Below are 16,812 nucleotides of genomic sequence, written 5' to 3'. Positions count from 1 at the left end.
GGGGTCAAATCCCCGAACGTAACAGGAACCTCCGTCGCTTGGCGCCGCAAAGCGTGGCAGTATCGACGGGTGATTCGCAGCATCGGACCCGATGGCAGGCATGGACGACAACAACGATCTCTTCGGCAATATCGACAAGCAACCACAGCCTGTTCGTACACCCGCGCGCCCGGCGGATCCGCTGGTGCAGGCAGCGGCCAAGCGCCCGGCCGCGACCAAAGATGGCAGCGAGGGCTATAGTGCCGCCGACATCGAGGTGCTTGAAGGCCTGGAGCCGGTACGCCGCCGGCCGGGCATGTATATTGGCGGCACCGACGACAAGGCGATGCACCATCTGTTCGCCGAGGTCATCGACAATTCCATGGACGAGGCGGTTGCCGGCCATGCCACCTTCATCGACGTCGAGCTTTCGGCCGACGGGTTCCTGACCGTTACCGACAATGGCCGCGGCATCCCGGTCGATCCGCATCCGAAATACAAGAAGCCGGCGCTCGAAGTCATTATGACGACGCTGCATTCGGGCGGCAAATTCGACTCCAAGGTTTACGAGACCTCGGGCGGCCTGCACGGCGTCGGCGTCTCCGTCGTCAACGCGCTGTCGGACCATCTCGAGGTCGAAGTCGCGCGAGGCCGCCAGCTCTACCGCCAAAGATTCTCGCGCGGCATCCCCGTAAGCGGTCTGGAGCACCTCGGCGAAGTCCATAACCGCCGCGGCACCAAGACCCGCTTCCATCCCGACGAGCAGATCTTCGGCAAGGGCTGCGCCTTCGAGCCGGCTCGGCTCTATCGCATGACGCGTTCGAAGGCCTATCTCTTCGGCGGCGTCGAAATCCGCTGGACCTGCGATCCCTCCCTGATCAAGGACAAGGACCCGACGCCGGCCAAGGCTGAGTTCCATTTTCCGGGCGGCCTGAAGGATTATCTCAAGGCGTCGCTCGGCGACGACTTCCAGGTGACGCGCGAAATTTTCGCGGGAAAAAGCGAAAAGCAGGGCGGCCATGGCTCGCTCGAATGGGCGGTGACCTGGTTCGGCGGCGACGGCTTCATAAATTCCTACTGCAACACCATCCCGACGGCTGAAGGCGGCACCCACGAGGCCGGCTTCCGCAACGTGCTGACGCGCGGCTTGCGCGCCTATGCCGATCTCGTCGGCAACAAGCGTGCCTCCGTCGTCACCTCGGAAGACGTCATGATCTCGGCCGCCGGCATGCTGTCGGTGTTCATCCGCGAGCCGGAGTTTGTCGGCCAGACCAAGGACAGGCTGGCGACGATCGAGGCGATCCGGATTGTCGAGACCGCGATCCGCGACCCGTTCGACCATTGGCTGGCCGACAATCCGCAGGAAGCCTCGAAGCTGCTCGACTGGGTGATCGCGCGCGCCGACGAGCGGGTGCGCCGCCGCCAAGAAAAAGAGGTGTCGCGCAAGAGCGCGGTGCGCAAATTGCGCCTGCCGGGCAAGCTCGCCGACTGCACGCAGAACGCCGCGGCAGGTGCCGAACTGTTCATCGTCGAAGGTGACTCGGCCGGCGGCTCGGCCAAACAGGCACGCGACCGTGCCAGCCAGGCGGTGCTGCCATTGCGCGGAAAGATCCTCAACGTCGCCAGTGCCGGCAACGACAAGCTGGCCGCCAACCAGCAGATATCGGACCTGATCCAGGCGCTTGGCTGCGGCACGCGCTCAAAGTATCGCGACGAGGATCTGCGCTACGACCGCGTGATCATCATGACCGACGCCGACGTCGACGGCGCCCACATCGCCTCGCTTTTGATCACCTTCTTCTATCAGGAGATGCCGGCGCTGGTGCGCGGCGGCCACCTCTTTCTGGCGGTGCCGCCGCTTTACTCGATCAGGCAGGGCGGCAAGGTTGCGTACGCCCGCGACGACGCGCACAAGGACGAACTCCTGCGCACCGAATTCACCGGGCGCGGCAAGGTCGAGCTTGGCCGCTTCAAGGGTCTGGGCGAAATGATGGCCTCGCAGCTCAAGGAGACCACCATGGATCCGAGGAAGCGCACGCTGCTCAGGGTCGATGTGAACGAAATCGATTCAGCCACCAAGGATAGGGTCGATGAGCTGATGGGCACCAAGCCGGAAGCCCGCTTCCGCTTCATCCAGGAACGTGCCGAATTCGCCGAAACGGAAGTGCTGGATATCTAGCCGTCTGCCGGTCCATAACAGGCTCAACTTGCGGAGACGAGCATGTGACCGGCGCCTGGCTGAAAGCCTATTTCGAAACGAGCCTGGCCGGACTGACGCAACCGACGCGCTCGGACTGGATTTTCGCCCTTAGAACTGTGTCGGCCGGCCTGATCGCGCTTCTCGCTGCCTACGCCCTCAAGCTCGACCATCCGCAATGGGCGATGATGACGGTGTTCATCGTCGCCCAGCCGGTTGCCGGCATGGTGCTGGCGAAAGGTTTTTACCGGTTGCTCGGCACGCTCGCCGGTGGCGTTGCGGCGATCGGCATCACCACGGTGTTCGGCACCAATCCATGGGTGCTGGTGACAGTGCTCGCCGTCTGGATCGGCATCTGCACTCTGGTCTCTTCGCTGCTGCGCAATCCCGAAGCCTATGGTGCCGCACTTGCCGGCTACACCGCCATGATCATCGGCCTGCCTGCCTTCGGACAGCCGCATCTGGTCGTCGATCTCGCTGTCGCGCGTTGCGCGGAAATCGTGCTTGGGATCGTCTGCGCCGGCGTGACCAGCCGGCTGATCCTGCCGAAACTCGCCAGTGATGCCATCATCTCGCGGCTGAAACGCTGCATTCTCGATCTCGCCACCTATGCCGGCGGTGCGTTTTCCGGTGGTGATCCGGCAACGCTCGCCGGCCTGCACCGGAAACTGATCGCCGACACCCAGACGCTTGGCGAGATGCGCGCCTATGCCAGGCTCGAAGCGCCGAGCTTCGCACCGCGCGCCCATCCGGTCCGGCGCACGATCGGGCAACTGCTCTCGGCCCTGTCGGCGGCCCGTGCGCTGCATTCGCACGCCGCTCCGAAGAACGCGGCCCTTATCCCGGTGCGCTCGGAATTGCAGGCGCTTGTGAGCGAGCTAGCCGCCAAGCCCAGCGCCTTGGATGACACCACGCCCTGGGCGGCACGCCTCGACGCCATCTCGGCCAAGGCCCGGCAAATGCCAGATGCCACGACCGATCAGGGCGACGACAGGGTCGGCACCATCACCCGCCTCACCATCGCCGCCGATTTCGCCGAAGCGCTGAAGCAGGTGCTACGCGGGCTCGACGCACTGCGCGCGCCGGTCACGCGCCGGCCGGGTCCCGGCAGCCGGCAGCCTGCCCTGGTGGTGCATCGCGACTATCCCGGCGCGGCGCGCAATGCCATCCGCGCCGCCCTTGCCACACTGCTGGTCGCGGCGTTCTGGCTGACGACGAAATGGTCGGAAGCGGCCGGCACCGTCATTCTCGTTGCCGTCGTGTCGAGCCTGTTTGCCGCTCGCCCCGACCCTGTGCAGGTGTCCTGGGGCTTCTTCAAGGGAACGTTGCTCGCTTTGCCCTTCGCCTTCCTCGTCGGCCAGATCGCATTGCCTGCCCTGCCCGGCTTCGGCTGGTTCGTCCTGTTTGTCGTGCCTATTCTGGTGCCGACGGCACTGGGCATGGCCAATCCGCGCTATGTCGGGATAGCCACGGCCTTCGCCATCAACTTCCTAGCCTTCCTCAGCCCGCATCAGGCGATGACCTACGATCCCGGCCCCTTCTTCGCCGGCTCGGCGTCGGTGCTGGTCGGCATCCTGCTGGCAATCGGCGTCTTCATTGTCGTGCTACCCGCAGATCCGTGGCTCGCAGCCAATCGTATCGTGCGCGCCATGCGCGAGGATCTGGCGCGGCTTTGCCTGCACGAGCGCGTGCCGAGGCGTTCGGCCTTCGAGAGCCTCGCCTATGATCGGATCAACCAGCTGATGCCGCTGGTGCAGAATTCCGGCAGGAAGGGCGAGGCGGTGCTGGGTGGCGGCGTCGCCGCAGTCACGGTCGGCCTGGAGATCCTGCGGCTGCGCGATGCCAGCCAAAACCACGCCATCCCGTCCGAAACCACACTTTCGATCGCCAATTTCCTGAGGGGATTGGCACGCGAACTGCTCTTCCGCGCCCCTGGCGATCCGCAAACAGCGACCATCGCCGTCGCCCGGCAGTATGCCGCGGGCATCGCCCAGCGAAACGCCACCGGCGAAATGCTGCAGATCGCGGCATCACTGCGCATCATTGCCGCAGCGATGGAGGATTTTCCGGATTTTTTCACTAAAAACAGGTCTTAGACGAATGTCATTGCGGGCTAGACCCGCGCATCGGTGTCACGGTCTGGGCCGGCTTTGATTCATCGCCAAGGTCAACTTTGAAGTGCCCCGCGACTCGCAGGATAAGGCTCGAAATGTCCTCTATGGCTTTCTGAAGCTTTGCCTTTTCGGGCGCACGGGGTATCTGACCAGAAGGCAAAGTATATCTGAAAGTGGTCGCATAGGCCTCCAGCCAAACGAGTGACTTCAACTCTGCTTTCTCAGCGTTATCGTCTGGAAATCGCCTTACAATCTTGTCGAGCTGGTGGGCATCGTGACGTTCTATGTGAATAGCCTCTGAAGTCGCGAGTGCCCGGATGATCTGCTCAATCGCCTGCTGGCTGAGATAGGCTGCGTTGCGGGATCCTGATGCAGCAAGGATATGCGCATCCCGGATACACCCGTTCGCCAACCGAAGCGCGCTGGCGATGGTCCACTGGTCAGACATCCAATCGACGTCCGTCCCGGGCGACGTCATAGGCGATCGTGTTTCGCGAATCCCAGCTCGCAGCCAAAGCACTCGATGTGGTGGACAGGATTGTCGCAGGAATTCCGAGTTCGTGTTGAATCGCCCAACCGATCAGTGGGTCCAGCAGTTCCGGTCTGGCATCATCCGGCAAAGCAACGAGAATATCCCAGTCGCTGTCAGGTCGATTGTCGCCCCGGGCCCGGCTGCCGAACAGCCAGATGGAATCGGGGTTCAGACGAACCCTGATTTCATCAATCAGCGGCCGAATCTCGACCGGTACCGTCAGGCGCGTTGAAGATGGATGGCGCATGCTTGAAACATAGTACCGATTTTTTGCGCCGACAACGCAAGCATCAAGACCATCCGGCCGTTCGAAAGGTATCGAGCTAGGCCGCCGCGATCGCCAGCGCGTGACCCCGCGCGTTCTCGCGCAGCGCATCGAGATGGATCGACTTGACCAGGGCGGCAAGATCGCCTTCCGCGGCTTGCCCGCCCAATTCCTTGAGCATCAGCCAGCTGACTTCTTGCACGCCGGCGACGCGCTTGCCATTGGCGACTTCACGCCAGATTTTCAGCGCACGCAGGATGATGGCATGCGTGGCGGCGGCAAGGCCGGCACTGCGGAACAATGCCTGCAAGGCCACATCGTGCCCGCCGGCCAAAAGCGCCCTCACCCGCGGCTCGGATTGCAGGCTGAGCGCGACCAGCGTGGAGCCGAAGAAATCGACCTTGCCATGCGCAATGGTGCGGATGAGGAAGCTCGCGGTGAGATCGCCGCGCAGCCTGAGATGCTCGATCAGCGCGGCATGTTCTTCCTGGTGCGTGCCCTCGATCAGCGTCACCGAGGCTTTGACGCAGGCGTCCCGCATAACGCGGTCGGCACGCGCGGCGCCCATCAACGCCATCACCAGTGGTGACGTCTTCAATGTCTCGCCGAGCTTGATGAGCAGCATATGCCGGCAGTCGGCAGGCAGACGTGCATCCGATATCAGCGCCTCGCGTACCAGCGGCAGATGCCCATGGCGTTCGGCCATGCGGCGAAAGCTCAGCGAAGCGATGTCGGCGCCGCTGTTGGCCAGCAGCACCGCGCAGGCTTCCGCCTCGCCGATCTCGGCGATGGCCGCCGACAGCGCCATCGAGACAACGGGACGGTCGGCGATCAGCTTCTGCGTTGCCTTCTGGCTCGCCGCCACACGGTTGATCAGATCGGCGTCGGTGAGCAGCGGCGAACGCGCCAGCACCACACCGGCGACTTCCGGCTGATCGGAGGCCAGCGCACTGATGATCTGCAGCGGCGCATGCTGGCTCATCGAAAGCGCTTCGGCCATCGCCAGCCGCACCTTCGACGAGGCATCGTCGAGCAGCAGCGTCAGTGCCGCCTCGGCAGCGCAGCGATCCTCGAACGGCAATTCGGAATTGACATAGGCCCGGGCCAGTGCGTTGGCCGCGGCGGCGCGCTCGGACACTCTTGCCGTGTAGATCCACTTCAGGAAATGCGAAACAACAACCATGCCCGTCTGCTTACGCCCCTTGCCGGAAGGTTTCCGGCCCCGCTGAAGACGGTAGGCAGAAATGGTTTACGAACGGTTCACCATGTTCATTAACTGGCTTGCGAGTGCTGGATGCAGCGCCTATCAACCGTCAATCAGCGCAGGAGACTGAAAATGGCCGGGCTATATCTCGAGGAATTTGTCGTCGGCCATGTCTTCCAGCACACGCTGCGCAAGACTGTTACCGAAAGCGACAACATGCTGTTTTCGGTGATGACGCTGAACCCGCAACCGCTGCATATCGACTTCGATTTCGCCGCCAGGAGCGAGTGGGGCAAACCGCTGGTCAACTCGCTGTTCACGCTCGGCCTGATGATCGGCATTTCGGTCAACGACATCACGGTCGGCACGACGGTCGCCAACCTCGGCATGAAGGAAACCACCTTTCCGCATCCGGTGTTCCACGGCGACACGATCCGCGTCGAGACCACAGTCATTTCGGTGCGCGAGTCCAAATCGAAGCCCGATCGCGGCATCGTCGAATTCGAGCACCGCGCCTACAACCAGCATGGCGACCTTGTCGCCAAATGCACCAGGCAAGCGATGATGCTGAAGAAGGCCGCCTGATGCGCTCGCTGCTGTTCGTCCCCGGGGATTCCGAGCGCAAGCTTGAAAAAGGCTTTGGCGCCGGCGCCGACGTCGTGATCGTCGACCTCGAGGATTCCGTCGCGCCACAGAACAAGGCAAATGCGCGCGCGGTCGCGGCACGCTTTATCGCCGAACGCAGGGGACAAACCAGCGCGGCGATTTATATCAGGGTCAACGACCTCTCGACCGGGCTGACGGATGACGATCTTGCGGCGCTTGTTCCCGTGAAGCCGGACGGCATCATGCTGCCGAAGTCCAACAGCGGCCAAGATGTGCAGCAGCTCTCGGCAAAGCTCAGGGTGCACGAGGCCGAGAACGGCCTGGCCGACGGCTCGATCAAGATCCTGCCGATCATCACCGAAACCCCGGCGGGTGTGCTCGCCGCCGCGACCTATGCCGGCGTTAGCGCGCGGCTCGCCGGTCTCACCTGGGGCGCGGAAGACCTGTCGGCGGCGATCGGCGCGCGCACGGCCCGTGACGAGCAAGGCCGCTACACCGATCTCTTCCGCCATGCTCGCCTGGCGACCATCCTTGCGGCCGGTGCCGCCGAGGTCGCGGCGATCGACACCGTGTTCCCGAATTTTCGCGACATGGCGGCCTTTGCTACTGAGTGCGCTGAAGCCGAGCGCGACGGCTTCACCGGCAAGATGGCGATCCACCCCGATCAAGTGCCCGTCATCAACGCCGCCTTCACGCCCTCGACCGAGGCGGTAAAACAGTCGGCGGCAATCGTCGCGGCGTTCGAAGCCGCCGGAAATCCCGGCGTCGTCGGCATCGACGGCAAGATGTTCGACCGCCCGCATTTGCGGCTGGCCGAACGGCTGCTGGCACGCGCCAAGGCAGCCGGGATCTTCGTTTAGAACAATTCCAGGAAAAGTGTGAGCGGTTTTCCGTCCGGAATTGCGTCAGAACAAAGAGTTAGAGCGGTTCACCGTTTCCATGAAACGGTGAACCGCTCTAGTCCCGCGCCAGGACGATGATCCGATCCTCCGGCAGATAGGCCAGCGCTTCCGACTTCAGCGGATTGACGGTGACGCCGCCCAGTGCCCGCTGGTCGGCATCTCCGGCGCGGATGCGCCGGTAGCCTATGGCGATCTCGCCGCGCAACCGCGCCGACTCCGCAATCGTCCAGAAGGTTACCGGCTGATCGATGGCGACATAATCGGCGACCGGACGCATGTAGATTTCAGAACCCTGCTCGTCGAGCAGATCATCGAAGATCGCAGCCAGGTGCTGGTTCTCGGACGCCTGGGCCAACATCAGGCTGACCAGCCGGTTGCTGACGACGAAATCATCGGCCTTGGTCACCGCCGCAAGCTCCCGATTGCGCACGTCGATCATCTCGCTGACGATGGAGATGTGCAGGCCGGTATCATCGGCGATCTTGCGCAGATGCAGCAGCGTCACCAGCGTGCGCGTATCGGCAGGCTGCGCGGCCATGGTTTCGCTGTAGCCGAGGACGAGTACGTGGTCGTAGGACGGCACGTCCAGGTTTGAAAGCGCCGTGCTGCTCGACGTGTCGGTGATGCGGCAGGAGACCGACAGATTGTCGCCGGCGACCGGCAGTCCGGCGACTTCCTGCTCGAGGCCTGGCGTGTCGGCGGCGATGGTCAGGATCGAACCGGGCGCGACGTAGCGCGACAGTTCATAGGTGATGATCGGCCCGCGCCGGTTCCAGCCGAGGATCAGCGTGCGCTCCGGCTTCGCCTCGACGGGCCGGGGGCCACGAATCGCTGCCGCGTCGATCTTGATCCCGGTGCTGCCGAGCTTGATCGCGGCATCGTCCTCGGCGATGACAATGGCGCGCATATCCCCACCGATCACCAGCTCTGACGGCGGGTTGAGATTGACGCTCCCCTTTTGGTCGCAAAGCCCGATCAGCGCGCAGTGCTCATACGCCATCACTGCCTCGCCGAAGGTCTTGCCGGTAAGATCAGGCTGCTCGATCGTATAGATTTCGCAGCCGTCGAAATCGAGCAGCTCCGAATAGACACCGCTGAGGCCCGACTGACGGCTCGAATGCACGACGATGCGCGAGATCAGCTGATCGGCCAGCACCAGCTGCACCTCGGCCCCGCCGACGACCCGGGCGACCTCGGCATTCTTGCCATCGCGAATCTCGGCGGCGATGTTGTAGGGGTCGCTGCGCCGGTTCGGGTCGTTGACCAGCGCCAGCACCGTCTTGATGACCTGCGAATCCGGATCGTCGCCGTCCGGCGACAGCACTATGACCGACCGCGAACTCTGCGGATTGACGATGGCGAGATCATACAGATCGGTCGGATCTCCGCTGCGGCAGATGATGCGCGTGTTGCCCAGTTTGCCAACCTTGGCTGCGATCTCATCCTCCATCGCGACTTTGTCCATATTGGCCATGACGACGATGCGCGGCCGCCGGCGGCTGGCATTGGCAATCACGAGTTCGGAAATCACGTCGAAGATCGACGGCGACCAGTTGAGGATGATGGTGTGGTCGGCCTCGAGCACGCGCGAACGGCCCTTGCGCAATTCATCGAGCTTGCCGTCGACGCCGGCGCTGAGCACGCCGATGAGGGCCGACACGACGAAGATGCCGGCAAGCGTGACGACCAGCATGACGAGGCGGAAGGCCCAGCCGGTGTCGCCGCCCATCGTGCCGGAATCGAGCGTGCGCATCAGCGATTCCCAGAACGCTTCGAAGAAGCCCAGCGGCTCGCCGCCCTCCGGCGCGATACGGGTCACCGCAAGGAAAGCCGCGGCGGCGATGATGATCAGCAGGGAAACGACGGCAAGCCAGCCGATCAGCGCGATCGGGCCGGCGGCCATGCTCTTGTCGAAGCCGTAGCGCAGCCGGGTTCCCAGCGAGTCTCGTTTCTTCATGCCGCCGGTGCCCCCGCACTATCCCCAAGGCCGATGCGCCAACCCCAGCGCAACGCCGAAGCCGCTCTCTTAACCTGTGTTTGGAGGAAGGGGAATCGCTTTCGCGTGGTCACGGCTAAGGATTCCTTCCGTGGTGGCAAACCTGCCGCACGCGGCTGGTAACGGTTGCTACCAGACCATCGGGATCAGGCGGTAGCGCACCCTGGCTGCGTAGTCATCATAGCCGCGCAGTCCGGTGCGAAGGGTCTTTTCCTCGATGAAGGTGCGGATGGCCAGGAGAATGATGAACACGAGCACCGATGCCAGCCCCCACCACGAGCCAAGCAGGAGTGCCGTACCGGCGAAGAAGAGGATGGCGCCGGCATACATCGGGTGGCGGACATAGCTGTAAGGCCCGGTGCTGATCACGCGCTGTCCGCGTTCGTCCTGGATCTTCACCACCGGCGCCGCGAAACTGTTCTCCAGCATGGTCAGGTAGCAGATCCAGATGCCGACCAGCAGGACCAGCGCGCCAACCACCTGCGCCCAGACGGGAACCGCCGACCAGCCGAAACGGAAGTCGAATCCCATGAAGATCTGCCAGCCAAAGATGCCTATGAGCAGTATGGAGAGCAGGACCTTGTCGGCCGCGGCCTGGTTCTTCTGGATAGGAGGGCTCAGCCGCTCATTCATCAGGCCTGGATCGCGCCGCGCCAGCGCCACACCCATTGTGAGACTGAGCCCGACCATCACCACCAGGTAGATCCAGGCACCCGGCCAGGCAAGCGTGCCGGCCGACAGGAAGAGCAAGGCGCCCATGACGCCGAACCAGATGAATGTCTGAAGCACCAATTTCGCGATCATGATCGACCTTCCACGGTATGCCCCTCGCCGGCATTGGCTGAAGTAGACCAGTGGTCTATCATACCGACCAGTGGTCTATAGTTCAAGCGGCCTATCCCGTGCTGGACGGGAATGGCCATCGCGTGCAGAAGGTTCGTCATGCCCCGTGTCATCAAGCATCCGGAACTCAGGCGAGAGGACATTTTGGACCATGCCCAGGCACTGTTCCTGACGCAGGGCTATGACAGAGCGAGCCTCAACGACGTCATTGCTTCCGCCGGCATCTCGAAGGGCGCCTTCTATCACTACTTCCCTTCCAAGGAGGCTCTTCTCGAAGCACTGGCCGACCGCTTCGCCAGACAGGCACTGGCTGGGGTTCAGGGCATAGTCGACGATCCCGGCCTCGACCCGCTTGGCCGCCTGAATGGCCTGCTCAGCCAGTCGCGGCAGGCCAAGATCGAGACCGCGGCGGAGGCCTGGGCTCTTTTCGAGACGATGTTTCAGCCAGAGAATTTGGTGCTGTTCCACCGCATCAACCTGGCGGCCAGCGCGTCGTTTTCACCCCTGTTGGTCAAGATCATCCGGCAAGGTGTCGAAGACGGCACTTTCAGGACCTTCGATCCCGAGGGCGTCGCCGACATCGTCATGCAGTTCGGCTTGGCCACGCATGACGTCGTCGCCAAGGCGATCGCCGGCGGCAGCGACGCCGATATGGAGATCGCGATCGAAGTCCTGGAGAAACGCGTCAGGCTCTACGAGATCGCTCTCGACCGCATCCTCGGCCTTCCCGACGGCAGCATTCGGATCGGAGAGCCCGGTTATATCAGAGCCGTCATGACGGCGCGGCGGAAAACGAGCACCGACAAGGCACGGTGATCGGTCGAGTTCGCAGCCCCTACTCCTTACCCCAGCGTGGCCGGCGCATCGAAAAGACCTCGTCGACGCTGGCATAGTCCATGTAGCCGAGACGGGCGACATTGCCGGCCTTGGTGATGTCGAACAGGCCGTCTTTCAGAAAGGCGTCGTCGATGTGCACGCCGACCACCTCACCGGCGACGATGACGGCGCTCGTCGGGGTTCCGTCTAGCGCCTTTGGGCGAAACACTTCGGTCACCCGGCATTCCAGTGCGGCCGGCGCTGCCGCCACGCGCGGCGGCCTGACGAGACGTGAAGGCGCCATGGCGAGGTCGGCGTAAACGAACTCGTTGACGCCACGCGGCGCGTTGACCGACGTGTAATTCATCTTCTCCGCAAGATCGCGGCCGACCAGATTGGCGACGAACTCGCCGGTCTCCTGGGCGAAGGAGGCGCTGTCTTTCTCGCCCTCAGAGGAAAACCAGACGATGAACGGTCGCGTCGAAACCGCATTGAAGAACGAGTATGGCGCGAGATTGATCTCGCCGGCCTTGTTCAGCGTCGATATCCAGCCGATCGGGCGCGGCGCCACGATCGCCTTCGACGGATCATGCGGCAGCCCGTGCCCTTTGGACGGCTCGTAGAACATTCAGCCCACCCAGGGTCCTGAGTAATCGGCATAGAGTTTTGCAGGATCAGGCCGCGGCCGCTCCGGCGCCGGGCCGGCATAAGAGCCGATATGGATGAAACCGACGACGCGCTCCTGCGGCGCCAGTCCGAGGATCGCCCTGCCCTCCGGCACGTCGGAATACCAGTTGCTGATCATGTTGGTGCCATAGCCCAGCGCGTTGGCAGCAATCATCAGATTCATCGCCGCCATGCCGCCGGACAGGAACATTTCCCATTGCGGGATCTTGGGATTCTCCTTCGGCACCGACACCACGCCGATCACCAGCGGCGCGCGCGAAAAGCGCGCCAGTTCCTGGTTGCGGCGACCCTCGGGCAGCGGCCCTTCCCGCTGTTCGGCAAACGCCGCCAGCTTCCTGCCGATCTCGATGCGGGCATCGCCGCGATAGACGATGAAGCGCCACGGCTCGAGCCGCCCATGGTCGGGCACACGCGTGGCGGCGGCGATCATCGTTGCGATGTCGGCGTCGCTGGGCGCCGGCTCCTTGAGGTCCGGAATCGGCGCTGAATTTCGGCTCAGCAGGAAGTCGATGATCGGCGACGCCATGGGCGCAAGTCTCCTGAAACACTCTGTTTTGAGCTGAAGCGCACCATCGGGAATTCGGGCGGCTCGGGCAAAGGCGCGCAAGCGCCGGGCTGAAGAGTCATCGATTGGACTCTTAAGCCTTGAAATTGCCACCGCCATGGGCTTCAACGCAAGGCATGTTTGAGGGGCGACTGCGTCTTTTCCTGGTCTGGCTCTGCGCCGCGCTGTTCCTGCTGCCGGTCTCCATGGCTGCTGCGCAGCAAAAGGACGGCGTCAGCGACCTGAAACTTCCCGGAATTTCGAGCTATGCGACGCCGAAGAGCGAAACCCCGCTGGCGCTTGGCGGCGGTGGCTCCATCACCTTGTCGGCCCAGCTGACCGACAAGGGCACCGACATCACCCGTGGTCTCGTCTGGCGTGTCTTCAAGCCTGAAGCCGTCAACGGCAAATTGCCGATGGTCGCCTCCGCCCATGGCGGCAGCGCCGTCTTTCAGCTCGAGCCCGGCAGCTATCTGGTCCATGCCTCCTATGGCCGCGCCGGCGCCACCAAGCGCATCACTGTCGGCAAGGAAGCCAAGCGGGAAAGCCTGGTGCTCGATGCCGGCGGCCTGAAACTCGACGCGGTCTTGTCCGGCGGCGTGCGCATTCCGCCGAAGAAACTGCGCTTTTCGATCTATGAGGGCACCGCCGAGGCCAATGGCGACCGCGCGCTGATCATTCCCGATGTCGAGCCAAACAGCGTCGTGCGGCTCAATGCGGGCATCTACCACGTCGTCTCGACCTATGGCGCGGTCAATGCGGTCATCCGCTCCGACATTCGCGTCGAGGCCGGCAAACTGACCGAAGCCACCGTCGAGCATCACGCCGCCGAGATCACGATGAAGCTGGTGCGCGAGACCGGCGGCGAAGCCATCGCCGACACGTCCTGGTCGCTGCTCAACGAATCCGGCGATCCGATCAAGGAGACTGTCGGCGCCTTCGCCTCGATGGTGCTTGCCGAGGGCGACTACACCATCATCGCCAAGAACCGCGACCGCATCTACCAGAAGGATTTCACGGTGGTGGCCGGACAGAACCAGGAAATCGAGGTTCTCGCCACCGAAGCCGCGGCGATGGATCCGGAAGAAGGCGCGGATTAGCCTTCAGCCGTATGCTCCCGATCTCAGGCTGCCAGCTTGGTGCGTGCCGGCAGGAAGGGAATCCGGCGGCGCGGCAGCTGCGGCGCGAGGTCGAACACGCCGCGGTAAAGCCGCTCCAGCAACAGCTTGCGGTCACGCAGCGGCTCCAGTTCGCTCCAGCTCAGCACCTCGCCGACGCGTACATCGATCGCCTTGCCGGACAGCCGCGCGAATTCGTGGATGAGCATCGAAAGGCGCAGTGTCAGCGAGGCCTTGCCGACGAATTTCGCGACGCGGCCGTCGCGTTCAGCCATGTTCATCGGCCCGCTGACCAGATGGAACAGCCTGCCGTTCTGTCCGGAAAAATGCATCGGAATGACGGACGCCTTGGCATCCTGAACCAGGCGTGCCGGAAACATCTTCCAGGGCAGGTCGCGCGCCCGGCCAAAGCCTTTCGGCGCGGTGGCGACACCACCGGCGGGAAACACCACGATGGTGACGCCCTCCTTCAGCAGCCGCACCGCCTCGTGGCGCACGGCCATGTTGTTCTTCAGCGCTTCCTTGGTCTCGGAAAAATCGATCGGCAGCGAATAGGGCTCCATCTCGCGGATCTTGAGCAGATCCTTGTGGATCATCACCCGGAATGGCCGCCCCAGTTGCTCCACCAATGAGAGCACGGCGATGCCGTCGCCAATGCCGAACGGATGGTTGGCCACGATCACCAGCGGTGTGTCCGGCAATGGCGCGGGCGGCCACTGGTCGGCGGTCCGTATCCGCACGTCGATCAGGTCGAGCATGCGGCTGAACACGCGCTCGCCCGATGGCACCACCTGACGGCGCCAGAAATCATAGAGCGCGGCATAACGGTCGCGCCCCGACAGGCCTTCAATGGAATGGATGACCCAGCGCGTTAGCACCGGTTGGTGCGGATTGGCGTAGGAAAGTTCGGGAAATGGTTTTTCGCGCAATTTCAGCTTGAGCATAGCGATTCGTTACAAGATCGGCGTGACAGGGATATGAAAATGGCGGTGGATCGCTCCACCGCCATTCCTGGGACCATGCGGATCAGGCAGCGCGTTTGCGCCTGCGGTCCGGCGTCACCGCTTCTTCGGTCAGCCGTTCGATCGCCTCGACAAGCCCAAGCGATTCCTGGTCGCGCGAGCCAAGCCGGCGCATGTTGACCGTCTGTTCCTCCGCCTCGCGCTTGCCGCAGACGAGGATGACCGGCACCTTGGCCAGCGAGTGCTCACGGACCTTGTAGTTGATCTTCTCGTTGCGCAGATCGGCTTCCGCCAGAAGCCCGGCAGCCTTCAGCTTTGCCACCACCTCGGTCGCATAGCCGTCCGCCTCGGAGGTGATCGTCGCCACCACCACCTGCAGCGGCGCAAACCACAGCGGGAAATGGCCGGAATAGTTCTCGATCAGGATGCCGAGGAAACGCTCCATCGAACCGCAGATGGCGCGGTGCACCATGACCGGCTGCTTCTTCTCCGAATCCGAGCCGATGTAGAAGGCCCCAAACCGTTCCGGCAGGTTGAAATCGACCTGCGTCGTGCCGCACTGCCATTCACGGCCAATGGCGTCCTTCAGCACATATTCGAACTTCGGCCCGTAGAAGGCGCCCTCGCCCGGATTGATCGAGGTCTTGATCCGGTTGCCGGACCGCGTCCTGATCGTCTCCAGCACGCTGCCCATGATCGCCTCGGCATGATCCCACGCCTCGTCGGTGCCGACCCGCTTGTCCGGCCGCGTCGACAATTTGACGCTGATTTCGTCGAAACCGAAATCGGCATAGGTCGACAGGATCAAATCGTTGATGCGCAGGCATTCCGATGCCAGCTGCTCCTCGGTACAGAAGATATGCGCATCATCCTGCGTGAAGCCGCGCACGCGCATCAGCCCGTGCAGCGCACCCGACGGTTCGTAGCGATGCACGTTGCCGAATTCTGCAAGTTTTACGGGCAGATCGCGATATGACTTCAACCCATGCTTGAAAATCTGCACATGGCCCGGGCAGTTCATCGGCTTCAGCGCGAAGACGCGGTCGTCATCGGTGTCGTCGCCGGCGACCGTCACCTTGAACATGGCGTCGCGATACCAGCCCCAGTGGCCTGACGTTTCCCACAGGCTCTTGTCGAGCACCTGCGGTGCGTTGACCTCCTGGTAGCCCTGCTCGTCGAGACGGCGGCGCATGTAGTTGACCAGGTTCTGGAACATCTTCCAGCCCTTGGCGTGCCAGAACACGACACCCGGCCCCTCTTCCTGGAAATGGAACAGGTCCATCTCGCGGCCGAGCTTGCGATGGTCGCGCTTCTGGCCTCCTCAAGCATGGTCTGGTAGGCTTCGAGCTGCGCCTGGTCGGCCCAGGCCGTGCCGTAAATGCGCGTCAGCATCGGGTTGTTCGAATCGCCACGCCAATAGGCGCCGGCCACCTTCATCAGCTTGAAGGCGTTGCCGATCTGGCCGGTCGAGGCCATGTGCGGGCCACGACAGAGGTCGAACCAGTCGCCCTGCGCATAGATCTTGAGATCCTGATCCTCGGGAATGGCGTCGATCAGATCGAGCTTGTAGCGCTCGCCCTTGTCGGCGAACACCTTTTTCGCCCGGTCGCGCGACCAGACCTCCTTGGTGAACGGCTTGTTGCGCGCGATGATCTCGCGCATCTTCTTCTCGATCACCGGAAAGTCGTCTGGGTGAACGGCTCATTGCGGGCGAAGTCGTAATAGAATCCGTTCTCGATCACCGGCCCGATGGTCACCTGCGTTCCCGGCCATAATTCCTGCACGGCTTCCGCCAGCACGTGCGCGGTGTCGTGGCGGATAAGCTCTAGCGCGCGCGCATCGTCACGGGTGATGATCTCGACCTTGCCGGACTTGCCGAGCGGGTCGGAAAGGTCGCGCACGGTGCCGTCGACGGCGTAGGCGACGGCCTTCTTGGCCAGCGACTTCGAGATCGATTCGGCAAGGCCGGCACCAGTCATCGCCGCGTCGTAGTCGCGGACGGAGCCATCGGGAAATGTCAGGGAAACGGAATTCAGCATATGGTTCT

At 63.1% G+C, this 16,812-nt stretch carries 14 protein-coding genes and 1 pseudogene; 6 read left to right on the top strand and 9 right to left on the bottom strand.

The window, feature by feature from the left end:
• The first annotated feature begins 100 nt into the window (after nt 1–100).
• Together parE and AC0V8S_RS20410 are read left to right on the top strand one after the other, a co-directional pair.
• Nucleotides 101–2,158: a DNA topoisomerase IV subunit B gene (gene parE, locus AC0V8S_RS20415; RefSeq protein ID WP_475432965.1), complete on the top strand. Its 2,058-nt coding sequence runs from the start codon at nt 101–103 to the stop codon at nt 2,156–2,158.
• Between the two features lie 44 nt (nt 2,159–2,202).
• Nucleotides 2,203–4,272 (top strand): FUSC family protein, encoded by a 2,070-nt coding sequence (locus tag AC0V8S_RS20410; protein WP_183460086.1) that lies wholly within the window; start codon nt 2,203–2,205, stop codon nt 4,270–4,272.
• A 7-nt stretch (nt 4,273–4,279) separates the two neighbouring features.
• Here AC0V8S_RS20410 and AC0V8S_RS20405 read toward each other — a convergent pair whose 3' ends face one another.
• The 3 genes from AC0V8S_RS20405 to AC0V8S_RS20395 all read right to left on the bottom strand — a co-directional run bounded on the left by AC0V8S_RS20405 (nt 4,280) and on the right by AC0V8S_RS20395 (nt 6,270).
• Nucleotides 4,280–4,738, bottom strand: a complete 459-nt coding sequence (locus AC0V8S_RS20405; RefSeq protein WP_183460088.1) for a HEPN domain-containing protein — start codon at nt 4,736–4,738, stop codon at nt 4,280–4,282.
• Nucleotides 4,731–5,069 (bottom strand): nucleotidyltransferase family protein, encoded by a 339-nt coding sequence (locus AC0V8S_RS20400; protein ID WP_475432964.1) that lies wholly within the window; start codon nt 5,067–5,069, stop codon nt 4,731–4,733. Before AC0V8S_RS20400 ends, AC0V8S_RS20405 begins: the two co-directional genes overlap by 8 nt.
• A gap of 76 nt (nt 5,070–5,145) precedes the next feature.
• Complete coding sequence (locus tag AC0V8S_RS20395) at nt 5,146–6,270, bottom strand: DUF2336 domain-containing protein (protein WP_475432962.1); 1,125 nt, start codon at nt 6,268–6,270, stop codon at nt 5,146–5,148.
• Nucleotides 6,271–6,423: 153 nt separating this feature from the next.
• Here AC0V8S_RS20395 and AC0V8S_RS20390 point away from each other — a divergent pair, with 153 nt between their 5' ends.
• Together AC0V8S_RS20390 and AC0V8S_RS20385 are read left to right on the top strand one after the other, a co-directional pair.
• A complete protein-coding gene (locus tag AC0V8S_RS20390) occupies nt 6,424–6,876 on the top strand; it encodes a MaoC family dehydratase (RefSeq protein WP_183460092.1) in 453 nt (150 codons plus the stop codon).
• Complete coding sequence (locus AC0V8S_RS20385) at nt 6,876–7,757, top strand: HpcH/HpaI aldolase/citrate lyase family protein (protein ID WP_475432961.1); 882 nt, start codon at nt 6,876–6,878, stop codon at nt 7,755–7,757. The genes AC0V8S_RS20390 and AC0V8S_RS20385 overlap by 1 nt, the downstream gene beginning before the upstream one ends.
• A gap of 97 nt (nt 7,758–7,854) precedes the next feature.
• Here AC0V8S_RS20385 and AC0V8S_RS20380 read toward each other — a convergent pair whose 3' ends face one another.
• Together AC0V8S_RS20380 and AC0V8S_RS20375 are read right to left on the bottom strand one after the other, a co-directional pair.
• Complete coding sequence (locus AC0V8S_RS20380) at nt 7,855–9,756, bottom strand: CASTOR/POLLUX-related putative ion channel (RefSeq protein WP_475432960.1); 1,902 nt, start codon at nt 9,754–9,756, stop codon at nt 7,855–7,857.
• Between the two features lie 168 nt (nt 9,757–9,924).
• Nucleotides 9,925–10,599, bottom strand: coding sequence for a methyltransferase family protein (locus AC0V8S_RS20375; RefSeq protein WP_475432959.1), 675 nt, complete (start codon nt 10,597–10,599; stop codon nt 9,925–9,927).
• Between the two features lie 138 nt (nt 10,600–10,737).
• Here AC0V8S_RS20375 and AC0V8S_RS20370 point away from each other — a divergent pair, with 138 nt between their 5' ends.
• On the top strand, nt 10,738–11,454 hold the full coding sequence (locus AC0V8S_RS20370) for a TetR/AcrR family transcriptional regulator (RefSeq protein ID WP_475432958.1): 717 nt from the start codon (nt 10,738–10,740) through the stop codon (nt 11,452–11,454).
• 19 nt (nt 11,455–11,473) lie between these two features.
• Here the strand turns inward: AC0V8S_RS20370 and AC0V8S_RS20365 are convergent, their stop codons facing one another.
• A complete protein-coding gene (locus AC0V8S_RS20365; protein ID WP_475432957.1) occupies nt 11,474–12,082 on the bottom strand; it encodes a flavin reductase family protein in 609 nt (202 codons plus the stop codon).
• Complete coding sequence (locus tag AC0V8S_RS20360; protein ID WP_475432956.1) at nt 12,083–12,667, bottom strand: nitroreductase family protein; 585 nt, start codon at nt 12,665–12,667, stop codon at nt 12,083–12,085.
• Between the two features lie 155 nt (nt 12,668–12,822).
• On the opposite strand from AC0V8S_RS20360, the gene AC0V8S_RS20355 reads away from it, so the two are divergent.
• Nucleotides 12,823–13,785 (top strand): hypothetical protein, encoded by a 963-nt coding sequence (locus AC0V8S_RS20355; RefSeq protein ID WP_183460106.1) that lies wholly within the window; start codon nt 12,823–12,825, stop codon nt 13,783–13,785.
• 23 nt (nt 13,786–13,808) lie between these two features.
• On the opposite strand, the gene AC0V8S_RS20350 is transcribed toward AC0V8S_RS20355, so the two are convergent.
• Nucleotides 13,809–14,747, bottom strand: coding sequence for a lysophospholipid acyltransferase family protein (locus AC0V8S_RS20350; protein ID WP_475432955.1), 939 nt, complete (start codon nt 14,745–14,747; stop codon nt 13,809–13,811).
• An 82-nt stretch (nt 14,748–14,829) separates the two neighbouring features.
• Nucleotides 14,830–16,804: pseudogene (gene thrS, locus AC0V8S_RS20345) on the bottom strand (threonine--tRNA ligase).
• Nucleotides 16,805–16,812: the final 8 nt, after the last annotated feature.

This window comes from Mesorhizobium oxytropidicola (assembly GCF_056174625.1).
This window is presented reverse-complemented; position numbering and strand designations above follow the sequence as displayed.

Excerpts from the sequence above, each read along its gene's own strand:
- parE (WP_475432965.1), top strand. The coding sequence starts at position 101 with ATGGACGACAACAACGATCTCTTCGGCAATATCGACAAGCAACCACAG.
- AC0V8S_RS20405 (WP_183460088.1), bottom strand. The coding sequence starts at position 4,738 with ATGTCTGACCAGTGGACCATCGCCAGCGCGCTTCGGTTGGCGAACGGG.
- AC0V8S_RS20400 (WP_475432964.1), bottom strand. The coding sequence starts at position 5,069 with ATGCGCCATCCATCTTCAACGCGCCTGACGGTACCGGTCGAGATTCGG.
- AC0V8S_RS20395 (WP_475432962.1), bottom strand. The coding sequence starts at position 6,270 with ATGGTTGTTGTTTCGCATTTCCTGAAGTGGATCTACACGGCAAGAGTG.
- AC0V8S_RS20390 (WP_183460092.1), top strand. The coding sequence starts at position 6,424 with ATGGCCGGGCTATATCTCGAGGAATTTGTCGTCGGCCATGTCTTCCAG.
- AC0V8S_RS20385 (WP_475432961.1), top strand. The coding sequence starts at position 6,876 with ATGCGCTCGCTGCTGTTCGTCCCCGGGGATTCCGAGCGCAAGCTTGAA.
- AC0V8S_RS20380 (WP_475432960.1), bottom strand. The coding sequence starts at position 9,756 with ATGAAGAAACGAGACTCGCTGGGAACCCGGCTGCGCTACGGCTTCGAC.
- AC0V8S_RS20375 (WP_475432959.1), bottom strand. The coding sequence starts at position 10,599 with ATGATCGCGAAATTGGTGCTTCAGACATTCATCTGGTTCGGCGTCATG.
- AC0V8S_RS20370 (WP_475432958.1), top strand. The coding sequence starts at position 10,738 with ATGCCCCGTGTCATCAAGCATCCGGAACTCAGGCGAGAGGACATTTTG.
- AC0V8S_RS20365 (WP_475432957.1), bottom strand. The coding sequence starts at position 12,082 with ATGTTCTACGAGCCGTCCAAAGGGCACGGGCTGCCGCATGATCCGTCG.
- AC0V8S_RS20360 (WP_475432956.1), bottom strand. The coding sequence starts at position 12,667 with ATGGCGTCGCCGATCATCGACTTCCTGCTGAGCCGAAATTCAGCGCCG.
- AC0V8S_RS20355 (WP_183460106.1), top strand. The coding sequence starts at position 12,823 with ATGTTTGAGGGGCGACTGCGTCTTTTCCTGGTCTGGCTCTGCGCCGCG.
- AC0V8S_RS20350 (WP_475432955.1), bottom strand. The coding sequence starts at position 14,747 with ATGCTCAAGCTGAAATTGCGCGAAAAACCATTTCCCGAACTTTCCTAC.